17 protein-coding genes are annotated in these 12,472 nt (G+C 59.1%); 7 read left to right on the top strand and 10 right to left on the bottom strand.

The window, feature by feature from the left end:
• The first annotated feature begins 55 nt into the window (after nucleotides 1-55).
• From GOX66_RS10150 to GOX66_RS10160, 3 genes are all read left to right on the top strand, one after another.
• Entirely contained in the window at nucleotides 56-271 is a 216-nt protein-coding gene (locus GOX66_RS10150; protein WP_170762198.1) for a putative signal transducing protein, read from the top strand.
• The gene (locus GOX66_RS10155) at nucleotides 268-1,041 is read left to right on the top strand and encodes a tRNA1(Val) (adenine(37)-N6)-methyltransferase (RefSeq protein ID WP_170762200.1); all 774 of its coding nucleotides are present in this window, start codon (nucleotides 268-270) and stop codon (nucleotides 1,039-1,041) included. The genes GOX66_RS10150 and GOX66_RS10155 overlap by 4 nt, the downstream gene beginning before the upstream one ends.
• Before the next feature lie 121 nt (nucleotides 1,042-1,162).
• The gene (locus GOX66_RS10160) at nucleotides 1,163-1,327 is read left to right on the top strand and encodes a YdcH family protein (protein ID WP_170674712.1); all 165 of its coding nucleotides are present in this window, start codon (nucleotides 1,163-1,165) and stop codon (nucleotides 1,325-1,327) included.
• Here GOX66_RS10160 and yddG read toward each other — a convergent pair.
• The 10 genes from yddG to GOX66_RS10210 all read right to left on the bottom strand — a co-directional run bounded on the left by yddG (nucleotide 1,324) and on the right by GOX66_RS10210 (nucleotide 9,310).
• Complete coding sequence (gene yddG / locus GOX66_RS10165; RefSeq protein WP_170762202.1) at nucleotides 1,324-2,190, bottom strand: aromatic amino acid exporter YddG; 867 nt, start codon at nucleotides 2,188-2,190, stop codon at nucleotides 1,324-1,326. The two genes, GOX66_RS10160 and yddG, sit on opposite strands and share 4 nt — an antisense overlap.
• Nucleotides 2,187-3,134: a transcriptional regulator GcvA gene (locus GOX66_RS10170; protein ID WP_170762204.1), complete on the bottom strand. Its 948-nt coding sequence runs from the start codon at nucleotides 3,132-3,134 to the stop codon at nucleotides 2,187-2,189. The genes yddG and GOX66_RS10170 overlap by 4 nt, the downstream gene beginning before the upstream one ends.
• 300 nt (nucleotides 3,135-3,434) lie before the next feature.
• Nucleotides 3,435-4,157, bottom strand: a complete 723-nt coding sequence (gene phbB / locus GOX66_RS10175; protein ID WP_039523022.1) for an acetoacetyl-CoA reductase — start codon at nucleotides 4,155-4,157, stop codon at nucleotides 3,435-3,437.
• Between the two features lie 185 nt (nucleotides 4,158-4,342).
• A complete protein-coding gene (locus GOX66_RS10180) occupies nucleotides 4,343-5,518 on the bottom strand; it encodes an acetyl-CoA C-acetyltransferase (protein WP_170762206.1) in 1,176 nt (391 codons plus the stop codon).
• Nucleotides 5,519-5,699: 181 nt separating this feature from the next.
• Nucleotides 5,700-6,533, bottom strand: coding sequence for an EAL domain-containing protein (locus GOX66_RS10185; RefSeq protein ID WP_170762208.1), 834 nt, complete (start codon nucleotides 6,531-6,533; stop codon nucleotides 5,700-5,702).
• 96 nt (nucleotides 6,534-6,629) lie between these two features.
• The gene (locus tag GOX66_RS10190) at nucleotides 6,630-6,818 is read right to left on the bottom strand and encodes a hypothetical protein (protein ID WP_170762211.1); all 189 of its coding nucleotides are present in this window, start codon (nucleotides 6,816-6,818) and stop codon (nucleotides 6,630-6,632) included.
• 90 nt (nucleotides 6,819-6,908) lie between these two features.
• Nucleotides 6,909-7,880 carry a sterol desaturase family protein gene (locus GOX66_RS10195; protein WP_170762212.1) on the bottom strand — a complete coding sequence of 324 codons (972 nt, stop codon included), beginning with the start codon at nucleotides 7,878-7,880 and terminating at the stop codon, nucleotides 6,909-6,911.
• Nucleotides 7,877-8,263 carry a hypothetical protein gene (locus GOX66_RS10200; RefSeq protein ID WP_170762214.1) on the bottom strand — a complete coding sequence of 129 codons (387 nt, stop codon included), beginning with the start codon at nucleotides 8,261-8,263 and terminating at the stop codon, nucleotides 7,877-7,879. The genes GOX66_RS10195 and GOX66_RS10200 overlap by 4 nt, the downstream gene beginning before the upstream one ends.
• 60 nt (nucleotides 8,264-8,323) lie before the next feature.
• Nucleotides 8,324-8,653, bottom strand: coding sequence for a hypothetical protein (locus GOX66_RS10205; protein WP_170762217.1), 330 nt, complete (start codon nucleotides 8,651-8,653; stop codon nucleotides 8,324-8,326).
• A gap of 90 nt (nucleotides 8,654-8,743) precedes the next feature.
• Complete coding sequence (locus tag GOX66_RS10210; protein ID WP_170762220.1) at nucleotides 8,744-9,310, bottom strand: TlpA disulfide reductase family protein; 567 nt, start codon at nucleotides 9,308-9,310, stop codon at nucleotides 8,744-8,746.
• 21 nt (nucleotides 9,311-9,331) lie between these two features.
• Between GOX66_RS10210 and argH the strand changes: the two genes are divergently transcribed.
• From argH to lysA, 4 genes are all read left to right on the top strand, one after another.
• Entirely contained in the window at nucleotides 9,332-10,720 is a 1,389-nt protein-coding gene (gene argH / locus GOX66_RS10215; RefSeq protein WP_170762223.1) for an argininosuccinate lyase, read from the top strand.
• Nucleotides 10,720-10,902: an argininosuccinate lyase gene (locus GOX66_RS10220; RefSeq protein WP_170762225.1), complete on the top strand. Its 183-nt coding sequence runs from the start codon at nucleotides 10,720-10,722 to the stop codon at nucleotides 10,900-10,902. The genes argH and GOX66_RS10220 overlap by 1 nt, the downstream gene beginning before the upstream one ends.
• Before the next feature lie 85 nt (nucleotides 10,903-10,987).
• The gene (locus GOX66_RS10225; protein WP_170762226.1) at nucleotides 10,988-11,137 is read left to right on the top strand and encodes a hypothetical protein; all 150 of its coding nucleotides are present in this window, start codon (nucleotides 10,988-10,990) and stop codon (nucleotides 11,135-11,137) included.
• 65 nt (nucleotides 11,138-11,202) lie between these two features.
• Nucleotides 11,203-12,468 (top strand): diaminopimelate decarboxylase, encoded by a 1,266-nt coding sequence (gene lysA / locus GOX66_RS10230; RefSeq protein ID WP_170762228.1) that lies wholly within the window; start codon nucleotides 11,203-11,205, stop codon nucleotides 12,466-12,468.
• The last annotated feature ends 4 nt before the right edge of the window (nucleotides 12,469-12,472 follow it).

The raw sequence follows: 12,472 nt of genomic DNA on the forward strand, positions 1-12,472 counted from the left end.
ACACTCCTGATACAAGGCTCGACTTCCGACGTACCTTGCCCTTACATCCATCCCCATGAAAGAACTATTGCGCAGTACCGATCCGACGATTCTGGCTTTTGCAACCGCTCTTCTTGAGGGCGAGGATATAGACTGCTTTCAGATGGACGTAAATATGAGCATCCTCGAAGGCGGCATCGGAATTTTCCCCCGCCGCCTGATGGTGCGGGCGGATGACCTGACCCGCGCTGAACGGGTTATGCGCGACAACGATATCCCGCTGGGCCGATGAACCCGTTTATCGATAAAGACCTGACCTGCAATGACTTTTTGGGTGGTCGCGTACGTCTGTGGCAACCCCGCCATGGATATCGCGCCGGAGTGGACCCGGTGCTGCTGGCTGCTGCGGTCCCGGCGACACGTGGTCACACCGTGCTGGAACTGGGTTGCGGGGCGGGTGCCGCGATCTTGTGCCTGATGGCCCGTGTGCCCGGTCTGCACGCGGTTGGGGTTGAGCTGCAAGCGCCCTATGCGGATCTGGCACGCCGGAATGCCGCCGAAAACCAGGCGTCACTGGAAGTGGTCGAAGCTGATCTCACTGCCTTGCCCGCAAACCTCAAACAGCGGCAATTCGACCATGTGATCGCCAATCCCCCCTATTACCGGGCCGGAGCCCACAGCTCTGCCACCGACGCAGGGCGCAGCATCGCATTGGGAGAGCACACGCCTTTGAGCGCCTGGTTCGACACTGCGGCCAAACGTCTCGCACCTCGCGGGTACCTTCATATGATCCAAAATGCCGACCGCCTGTCCGACATGCTGGTGGCTTGTGAAGGGCGGTTGGGGTCCGTCGAGATTTTGCCGCTTGTCGCCCGGTCCGGCCGAAGCGCCGAGTTGGTTGTTTTACGCGCCAGAAAAGGGGGTCGGGCGGCGTTTCAGCTGCATTCTCCACTGGTTTTGCATGTCGGGGACCGCCATGAAAAAGACGGCGAAAGCTATACGCCACAGGTGTCTTCTGTACTACGCGAGGGTGCAGCGCTGCCCGGGTTTTTCAACCAATAGGCATTAACCAGCCGAAATTGTCGGATTTATGACAGAATCTGTGCGTATGCGGCGTGACAGGCTGGAAACGATGTGGTCAACTTCCTACGTGAAACTCAGACACCAACAAAGGAGTATCGCCATGAGCGTGAGCGCACACCTGACCGAACTGAAGAAAAAGCACGAATCTCTCGGTCTAGAAGTTGAACAAGCCCAACGCTCGCCAGGCATCGATGATCTCCATATAGCTCAACTCAAAAAACAAAAACTCAAGCTGAAAGAAGAGATCGAGCGCCTGTCCAACTAGCGCTTTAAACTGGCCCGCGCGGCGATGACCGCGCCGCCGGTGATCAACACCGCCGCGATCGCCAGCCCCCAGGACGGGGCGGCGATCCCGGCCACAACCAGAGCCAACGTAGACAGTAAGGGTGCCGCATAGGATGCTGTGCCCAGTATCTGAATGTCACCCTGCTTGACCCCGATATCCCAGACATAAAACGCCAGCCCCACCGGCCCTAACCCCAGCGCAGCGATTGAAGCCCAGCCAAGGGCGCTGTCGGGCCAGACAGTGTCTTCAACCGCCAGATGCAGTATCGCGGATGCGATGGCTGTCGCGATGCAGAACACAGCGACTGAACTGGTCGGCGTATCCCCCAGACGGCGGGAAAAAACCGAATATCCCGACCATGTCAGCGCACAGAGAAACGCCAGGGCGTATCCCGGCATGTGGTCGGCCTGAAACCCGGCGCTGCCACCCCCGGCGATGATCACTGCTGCCCCGGTAAAGCCAAGGCACGCACCGATCAGGTGCCCTATACGCAGGTGCTCACCCGGTAAAAGCCCGGAAAACAGCACGATCAGCAAGGGCCAGAGATAGGCGATCAACCCGGCCTCAGCCGCCGGAGCCATTCGCAGGGCCGAGAAGTATAATGCGTGATAGCCGAACAGCCCGACGGTGCCGAACAGGTAGGTGGTCCAGCGCACTGCGCGCAATTGGCCCAGCCTTCCATTGGCCCACGTCCAGACCAGCCCCAGAGTGCCTCCAATCGAAAAGCAGATGGCGTTCAGCAGCAAGGGTGGCGTGGGCGTCGACCCAACGGTGAAGAGGGCCAGCAAAGACCACAGCAGGACTGCCACAAACCCGATGACCGTTGCGCGAGTTTTAGTCATAGAGGCGGGACTTCTTCTACCGGGATGATTTCGAATTCGTCCGATATATGCGCGGTTTTTTCAATCTCTGTCATGAACCAGTCGCGAAATGCCGCGATCTGAGGGCGGTTTTCAGCGCCGGGAAGGCAAAGGAACCGGAACCGCCCGTGGGTTTCGATCGCCACTTTGAACGGCGCAACCAGTCGGCCTTCGGTCAGGTCTTTGATGATCATCGCGCGACGGCCCAGCACCACGCCGACGCCAGCGACGGCGGCGTCAATCGCGTGATCGGCGTTTGAGAAATGCGCGCCATGTGAAGGCGCGAATTCGATACCCACGGCCCGAAACCAGGTGGGCCAGTCACTGGGCGGCTGAAGGAACGCAATCGAGTCATCAAAGATCAGCGGCGCATCTCTCAGGCTTTCGGGCGTCGGGTACTGCTCGGCCAGCTCAGGTGTCATCACCGGGGTCAGCCATTCCTTGCGAACGGGCAGAGAGTACAGCCCTTCATCGCCGCCATAGCCGAACCGGATGGCAACATCGACGTCGTCGCGTTCCAGATCCATGATCCGCAGCGTGGCCGAAAACTTGAGGTCAATCTCTGGATGCGCCCGAGCAAACTCATAAAGGCGCGGGGCCAGCCATTTGGCGGTCAGCGCGGGTCCGGCCGTCACTGTCAGGCTGGTGTCGTTGTCCTGCCGTCGCGCCGCCTGCCACGCGGCCTGCAAGGCAGCAAACCCCTCGGCCGCGCCTGGGGCAAGGGCACGCCCGGTCTCGGTCAGCTCCACGGCCCGGTTCAGACGGCGGAACAGGGGGCGGCCCAGGTGTTCCTCCAACGATTTGATCTGAAAGGACAGCGCCGCCGGAGTGACGTGCAGTTCATCCGCCGCCTTGGCAAAGGACATGTGCCGTGCAGCAGCATCGAAGGCGCGCAAAGCGGTAAGAGGGGGAAGCACGTTGCTCATAGCGTCAAGAAATTCTTAACCGAAACCCGAAGAAAGCTCGTTTGTCAGCCACAAACCTAAGGCGCATATTTGGTTCAAGTCAAATAAAACTGAATTGAGGGGATATCCGCCATGATTGAGGTCTCGACAAACCCGGCAATGGTCCGCGCCTTTCGGCGTGCGCATCTGGAGCGGTCTCGCGCTGTCAACAATGCCCTGAAATGGCTGTTCGGTTCCCGCTGAACGCAGCGCGCGCGTTCTTACGGGATAAAAAAGGGCCGGCCCGTAAGGACCGGCCCGTTTTCTTGCTCTCTGCCGGAATCAGACGAAGAACTGCGCCCCGTTGGCCGAAATGGTCGAGCCATTGATGAACTGGGAATCGTCAGACGCCAGGAATGCCACGCAGCGCGCGATTTCCTCGGGCTCACCCAGACGACCGGCCGGGATTTGGCCGATGATGGATTCCCGCACTTTTTCCGGTACGGCCATGACCATCTCGGTCGCGATGTAGCCGGGGCAGATCGCATTCGCGGTGATACCGGCGCGCGCGCCTTCCTGCGCCAGAGATTTCACGATACCCAGATCGCCCGCCTTGGTCGCGGCATAGTTCACCTGCGCGAACTGGCCCTTCTGACCGTTGATCGAGCTGATGACGATCACGCGGCCGAACTTGCGTTCGCGCATGCCGGACCACACGGGGTGGACGGTGTTGAACACACCGGTCAGGTTCGTGTCGATCACCTGATGCCACTGCTCCGGGGTCATCTTATGGAAGGGCGCGTCGCGGGTGATGCCCGCGTTGGCCACCACGATGTCGATCGGACCAACCTCGGCCTCGACCTTTTCAATACCCGCTTTGGATTCGTCGTAATCGGCCACGTTCCACTTATAGGTGGCAATGCCGGTTTCCTCGGTGAACTTTGCAGCGGCTTCATCATTGCCTGCATAAGTGGCCGCAACATTGTAACCTTCGGCCTTAAGCGCCTTGGAAATTGCTGCGCCGATGCCGCGAGAGCCGCCGGTGACGAGTGCTGTACGTGCCATTTAGGAATCCTCCAAATTTAGTCGTCTTGGTAATTCTGTTACTCTGAGAGAGATTGCTGCGCAATATCGTTTCGCGATCGATTGTGTCTTTCTGTCCGGCGATATTGTCGCATCTAAGGGATAAGACCCAATTGTAACAAAAGGGCGCCCGAGGGGCGCCCCTGTTTATTTAGCTGTCAAAGCACTTAGTCGCGCTCCACACACAGGGCGACGCCCATGCCGCCACCGATGCAGAGGGTCGCCAGACCCTTCTTCGCGTCGCGACGCTTCATTTCGAACAGCAGTGTGTTCAAAACGCGGCAGCCGGATGCGCCGATCGGGTGACCGATTGCGATAGCACCGCCGTTCACGTTCACGATCGACGGGTCCCAACCCATGTCCTTGTTCACGGCACAAGCCTGCGCGGCAAAGGCTTCGTTGGCCTCGACCAGATCCAGATCGTCAACCGACCAGCCTGCTTTCTCCAGCGCCTTGCGCGAGGCGTAGATCGGACCAACGCCCATGATCGACGGGTCCAGACCGGCAGTTGCATAGGACGCGATGCGGGCCAGAGGTTCAATCCCGCGCTTCTCGGCGTTTTCGGCCGACATCAGCAATGTGGCGGCCGCGCCGTCATTCAGGCCCGAGGCGTTCGCGGCGGTAACCGAACCGTCCTTGGTGAAGGCCGGGCGCAGCTTGGCCATGGCTTCCATGGTTGCGCCGTGGCGGATGTATTCGTCGCTGTCCATCACGATGTCGCCCTTGCGGGTCTTGATGGTGAAGGGCGTGATTTCATCGGCGAACTTGCCTGCCTTTTGCGCGGCTTCAGCCTTGTTCTGCGACGCAACGGCGAATTCATCCTGCTGATCGCGGCTGATCTGCCATTTTTCGGCGACGTTCTCGGCGGTCTGACCCATGTGATAGCCGTTGAACGCATCCCACAGACCATCGCGGATCATTGTGTCGATGTATTTCATGTCGCCCATTTTGTGACCGGCGCGCAAGGCGGCGGCGTGGGGCGAAAGAGTCATGTTTTCCTGTCCGCCGGCTGCAACGATCTCGGCATCGCCCAGCTGAATGTGCTGTGCGCCCAATGCAACGGCCCGCAGACCCGAGCCACAGACCTGGTTAATGCCCCAGGCCGCGCTTTCCTGCGGCAGGCCAGCATTGATATGCGCCTGACGCGCCGGGTTCTGACCCTGAGCGGCCGTCAGAACCTGACCCATGATGGTTTCGCTGACCTCGCCTTTATCGACTCCTGCGCGTTCGACAACTGCTTCGAGGACGGCAGCGCCCAGATCATGTGCGGGTGTGTTTGCAAACGAGCCGCCAAAGCTGCCGACGCCGGTACGTGCTGCGGATGCGATTACTACGTTGGTCATATAGACAATCCTTTACCATCAAGGTCCTGTGGGAACCATCATGGCGCAGACCGCAGAAGCATGGCCTCTGCGAACGAGCGCCCCTTGATCCCCCGCTCCAACTGTACATGGCATAGCGTAACGCTGCACTTGCAGCAACGGTCAGCTTGTCTCAGGCGTCATGAGGCCGGAATTTCCGCGCTTAGCTGCCGGTTTGTCTGATTGTTGCGTCCTTCCACGGGGCTGAAACGGTGGGTGCGCCGAATAAAAAGCCCTGCAAACAGTCCACACCACTGGCGACCAGAAATTCGGCATCCTGCTTTGTCTCGACCGATTCGGCTGTTACCAGAATTTCGAATTCCCGCGCCACCGCAACCAGGGCGCGAACCAGGGCCTGGTTGTCCGGGTTGTCGCTGACGCCACGGATGAACTGCCCGTCGATCTTGGCGGCGTCGAACAAAAACTCGCGAAAATGACGGAAACTGAAATTGCTGGCACCAAAGTCATCCAGAGCAAAGGCGATGCCGCGGGGCTGCAGCCGGTCCATGAAATCAATCACCAGTTCAGGAACCGTCATGGCGGAGCTTTCCGAGATTTCCAGGATCAGCCTTTCACCAATACTGTCATCTTTTTTCAGAAACCGCTCAAGCACACGCGACCATCGGGCGAATCCGATCGAGCGTGCTGACATATTGATGGACAGACGAATGCCCGGGTTTCTGGCCAGTGTTCGCAACCCCATCTCAAGTGCAACGCAATCCAGCTCTCGACCGATTGGCGTGTTTTCCAGTTGCGGCATGAAGTCCCGCGCGGGGATAACCCGACCGGTTTCGTCGAGCACCCGAATGAACCCCTCATAAAATGCCACACCCTGCGGAGGATGGGCCTGCATGACCGGTTGAAACGCCAGCTTGCACTGCTTGTGCTTCACCGCCTCGGTCGCCATCTGAACCGTTGATGTATCGCGGGAAGTGACCGCCGCGTTCAGCGGGCTTTCCGCCCCTTCAGGCATATCTGCCAGTTTCTTGTCCTGCATGACTCTGCCATTTCCCCTGAACGCTCCGGTCAGGAGGTGATTTCAGGGCAAACTTATGAATCTGCGGTTAAAGAGATCAATTAACTTTGGTTCGTCTCAGCGCACGGTATCCCACACGCGGCCCAAATGGATCGCCGCGCCAATCACGGCGCCCGTGAAACCGAGAACCAACATGGCGAAGCCCAGTGCAATGACACCGGTCGCGCCACCGGCGAGCGCGGTCAGCATAGCCAGTATCAGGCCCGTCAGGCCCAGAATGGTGGATAGGGTTGTCAAACGGGACATATGGGTCTCCGGCTACTCACAAAACGCACATTTTCTGAATATGGAATGTGAGATTTCGCTTTCAAGGAAAGCGGCGCAGGATCGGCGAAATCAGGCCTGTTTTACTTTGGTGTCGGGCATTTCTGCCACAAATTGCTCAAATCCGGGTGTCCCGCGATCTTCGGGGTGGCGAGCCAGGTGCTTGGTTTTGATCTGTTCGGAATTGTCCCGGCTACCGTCATGGCTGTATCCCGGTGGGGCAAAGCAGTAGGCCAGCCTTTCGCGTAAAGTCAGCCCCGGCTGAGTCGCGTCACGCCAGATGCTGACCCATTCATGAAACGCAACGCGCAGCGGGTTGAACGTGCCGATATTGTGGACCAGTCCGAAATCCACGCGGTCGTCTTCCTGTTCGGGAACAAAGGTGCCGAACATCTTGTCCCAGATGATGAAGACACCGGCATAGTTGCAGTCCAGATAGCGCGCATTGCGGCCATGATGGGCGCGGTGGTGGCTCGGGGTGTTCATGACCGCTTCGAACCAGCGGGGCATTTTGCCAATGGCCTCGGTGTGGATCCAGAACTGGTAGATCAGATTCAGACCACCGCAGAACAGCACCATCGCGGGATGGAACCCCAACAGGATCAGCGGGGCACGGACGACCATCATGAAGGTGAACGTATAGGTCCAGGTCTGGCGCAGCGCAGTGGTCAGGTTGTAATGCTGCGAACTGTGATGGTTCACATGGCTGGCCCAGACCCATCGGATACGGTGCCCAAACCGGTGCACCCAGTAATAGCGCAGGTCATCCAATACAAAGCACAGGATGATCACCGGGATCGAGGTGCCCAGGTTCAGTGGCGTGATCTGCCACAGCCACATGAAAAACGCATAGGCAATGAACCCCAGCAAAAAGCCCGAGGCGATGTTACCAGCCCCCATGATCAGCGACGTGACCGCATCCCGTGTTTCATAACGTCCGCCCTTGCCCTTGATGGCGATCCACAGAAACTCGGCCAGAATGGCGGCAATGAAGAATGGAACGGCCCATTGAACGGCGTCCGGAAAATTCACTTGGTCGGTCATGCAGGGTCCATCAGATGTTGCCAGTGCGGACGTTCGAATTCGTCCAGACGGATGATGACTTTGGGCGTGCTGAAGTCATGGAACTGAACCTCGAACCCTTCGGGGTGCTCTAGCCAGTCGAAATCCAGCAGGTGTCGCGCCACGGTATCGGCCCCGAAGGACCAGAGCAGCCCGTTGCCGGTTTCGGTGCGGATCAGTGCCGAGCGCCTGTCATGGGCAATCGTGATATCGATGATGTCATCGTCAGGCGCATGGCGCAGCCATTCCGACCGTACGCTTTCCGGAGTCAGCGCGCGGATGCGTGACTTGCCCGTCAGGTGCAGCAATACCGTTATTCCGACGATGCCCCCGACCACCAGAACCAATAGAATTTCAAGCGGCATTCCATCCTCCCGCCCGGCAGAGTGCAAAGCGGCACAGAAACTGTCAAAGGTGGCGTGGCGTCAGCCTGTCTCCAGAGTTTCCGGAATCTCGTGTTGAACGACCCGTTCGACAAATGGCACCAGGCCGTCGGGACCGGATGCCCTGTCTTTAAGATGGATGCAAATATCCGGTCTGAGCGCGGCGATGATGCCCACCATTTCGCCACGTATCTTGTCGTCCAGACCCGCGCCCATGATCGCGCACGCGATACGGGGCTCAGCTTCCAGTTGGCGCCGGACCTCATCCTGATCATGCGCACCCAGCCATTGTATCGGCATGTGATCCAGGCGCTGCGCCACGTCACCGATCACGTTTGGTAGTTTACCAATCAACAAAACTACCGGTTTCATTGCACTCTCCCTTCGTTCTGGTTGCACACGAAAACCGGCCCGTTGAGGCCGCTTTCAGTCTAGCACAGAAAAACGGGAAAGGCGCAAACCCTAGCTTTCAGCGCCAACCAACGTCGAGATAATTGCCTTGGCACTGTCCGAATTCCACTCGGCATCGCCGATCAGGCGGGCGATTTCATTGCCGTCCGGATCCAGAATAACCGTGATCGGCAGGGCAATGACGCCCAATTCCCGAGCAACCGCCGAACTGGGGTCCTGATGGCGCGGCAGGTTATCAATGCCGTTTTCGTCGAAGAACTTCTTGATCCCCGCAGGTGTATTGCGCCCGGTGGCCAGGGTCAGAACCTCAAACTTGTCGCCGCCGAACTCTTCCTGCAGCTCGGCGATCTGCGGCATTTCCTTGCGGCACGGTGCGCACCAGGTGGCCCAAAAGTTCAGCAGAACGTATTTGCCCTTGTAATCTTCCAGCGTCGCCACGCCGCCATCATCCTCCAGCTGAAACTCGACCGCAGCGACGGGTTTCGGCTCTTTATGCAGGATCAGTCGTTTCAGTGTACCGTCACGCAGCGGGCCCAGAGTTTCGGCATCCGTGGCCAAAGCCGCGTTTGCACCCAGCGCTAGGGCCATATAAAGGGGGATCAGACGAATTAGGCGCATATCAACTCCGGGTTTTCTTACATGACCGATCAATCCTCGAACCAGATGTGGGGCGGCCGCTTTGCCGCCGGTCCAGACGCGATCATGGAGGCAATCAATGCCTCGATCGGGTTCGATCAGCGGATGGCAGCCCAGGACATCGCAGGCTCGCGCGCCCATGCCGCCATGCTCGCGGCCACGGGTGTCATAACTGATAGTGATGCGCGGGCCATTCGGGAAGGGCTGCTCACCGTTTTGTCAGAAATCCAGAACGGCGAATTTCAGTTCTCGACCGCGCTGGAAGACATCCACATGAATGTCGAGGCGCGGCTGAAAGAGGTGATTGGCGAGCCCGCAGGCCGTTTGCATACTGGTCGTTCGCGGAATGATCAGGTGGCGACCGATTTCAAACTCTGGGTCCGTGATCAGCTGGATGCGGCAGAAACTGGGTTGCTGGCCCTGATCCGCGCGCTTTTGGCGCAGGCCGAGGCGGGGGCCGATTGGGTCATGCCGGGCTTTACTCACCTGCAAACTGCGCAGCCGGTGACATGGGGCCACCACATGATGGCTTATGTCGAGATGTTTGGCCGCGACCTGAGCCGTGTTCGCGATGCCCGCGCGCGGATGAACGAATCCCCTCTGGGTGCTGCGGCGCTGGCTGGGACGTCCTTCCCCATCGACCGCCAGATGACGGCCGAGGCGCTGGGCTTTGACCGCCCTGCCGCCAACTCGCTGGACGCGGTCAGTGACCGTGATTTCGCGCTGGAGTTCCTGTCCACCGCATCAATCTGCGCCGTCCACCTGTCGCGCTTTGCCGAAGAACTGGTGATCTGGTCCTCGGCCCAGTTCCGGTTTGTGACTCTGTCGGACCGGTTCTCGACCGGCTCGTCGATCATGCCGCAGAAGAAGAACCCCGATGCGGCCGAGCTGATCCGCGCCAAGGTGGGGCGCATCTATGGCGCGAATACTGCGCTGATGATGGTGATGAAGGGCCTGCCGCTGGCCTATTCCAAGGACATGCAGGAAGATAAGGAACAGGTCTTTGACGCGGCCGACAACTGGATGCTGGCGCTGGCGGCTATGGAAGGCATGGTCAAGGACATGACCGCCAACCGCGACAGCCTTGCCGTCGCCGCAGGATCGGGTTTCTCGACGGCGACCGATCTGGCGGACTGGCTGGTGCGCGTTCTGGGCCTGCCGTTCCGTGATGCGCACCATGTCACCGGATCGCTGGTGGCTAAGGCCGAGGGCAAAGATTGCGACCTGCCCGACCTGACCCTGGACGACATGAAATCGGTCCACGCCGATATTACCAAGGATGTCTATTCTGTCCTCGGCGTCGAAAATTCGGTAAACTCACGCCAGTCCTATGGTGGCACGGCCCCCGATCAGGTCCGCGCCCAGATTGAGCGATGGAAGGCGTTGGTGTGATGCAGATACTACGTGTGGTCCTTCTGATATCGGCCGGATTTGCCCTGGCCGCTTGTGGCGCGGATGGCGAACCCATCCAGCCGACGATGAGTGCCAACGTCGGCGTTGGCAGCAGCGGCACCTATGTTGGTGGCGGTGTTGGCCTGCGCCGTGGCGGTTTGGGTGTCTATCTGGGACTTTAATGCCACGCGATTGCATTTCATCTGGAACGGGACCATGTACAGGGTATGACCGGCCCTGCGCCGAAGCTTAACAAAAGACGACACAATGAAAATTATCGGCCTGCTCCTGTCCCTCGCCGTTCTTGCGGCCTGCGATCCTTCGTACAAATCCAACCCTGAACCGGAGGCCAACTCGGGCGGCACTGGTATCTCGATCTCGGGCTATGGCCGGGTTGGTGTTTCAACAACCAATTAACTGAGTGCTCCAACCCGCGCGGAATCCATTGATCCGAGTGCTGCTTTTGGTCTAAGCGCGCAGTCATGGATCACTTTCTCTACCGCGACGGCGCGCTTTACGCCGAGGATGTCCCGATCTCCGAAATCGCTGCTGCAGTCGGAACCCCGTTCTATGTCTATTCGACGGCGACTCTGCTGCGGCATTACAAGCTGTTCGACGACGCGCTTGAGGGCACCGATCATCTGGTCTGCTATGCGATGAAAGCCGCCAGCAACCAGGCGATCCTGAAGACGCTGGCGCAGGCGGGCGCGGGTATGGATGTGGTCTCGGGTGGGGAATACCTGCGCGCAAAGGCGGCTGGTGTACCGGGCGACAAGATCGTTTTCTCGGGCGTCGGCAAAACGGTGGATGAGATCCGCACCGCGCTGACCGGCGGCATCCGCCAGTTTAACGTGGAATCCGAGCCCGAGATGGAGGTGATCAATGCGGTTGCGTTGGAATTGGGCGTGGTTGCGCCAATCACCGTGCGGGTGAACCCGGACGTGGACGCCAAGACCCACGCCAAGATTGCCACCGGCAAGTCTGAGAACAAGTTCGGCATTCCGATTGCCCGTGCGTCCGAGGTTTACGCCCGTGCCGCCAGCCTGCCGGGGCTAGAGGTGATTGGGATCGACGTCCATATCGGCTCGCAACTGACCGAGCTGGAGCCATTTGAACTGGCCTATACCAAAGTCGCTGAACTGACCGAACGGCTGCGCGCCGAGAGTCACGATATCCGCCGTCTCGATCTGGGTGGGGGATTGGGAATTCCCTATGCTCGCTCGAATGACGCACCGCCGCTGCCGGTGGAATATGGCGCCCTGATCAAGAAAACACTGGGCCATTTAGGCTGTGAGATCGAAATCGAGCCGGGCCGCCTGATCGCAGGCAATGCCGGGCTGATGGTCAGCAAGGTGATCTATGTAAAATCCGGCGAAGGTCGCGATTTCCTGATTCTCGATGGTGCGATGAATGACCTGATTCGCCCTGCGATGTACGAGGCGCACCACGATATCGTTACGGTGCAAGAACCCGTTCCGGGCGTGGAACAGCAACCCTATGATATCGTCGGCCCGGTCTGCGAAACCGGCGACACTTTCGCCAAACAGCGCAACATGCCGCCACTTGCACCGGGTGATCTGGTCGCCTTCCGCAGCGCCGGGGCCTATGGCGCAGTGATGGCAAGCGAGTACAACACGCGGCCACTGATCCCGGAAGTTCTGGTTCATGGGGATCAATTTGCAGTTATTCGTGAACGCCCAAGCTTTGACGAAATCATAAACCGCGATACCATACCTGTGTGGCTTTGACGCG

It is taken from the genome of Ruegeria lacuscaerulensis (assembly GCF_013031245.1).
Taxonomy (GTDB): domain Bacteria; phylum Pseudomonadota; class Alphaproteobacteria; order Rhodobacterales; family Rhodobacteraceae; genus Ruegeria; species Ruegeria lacuscaerulensis_C.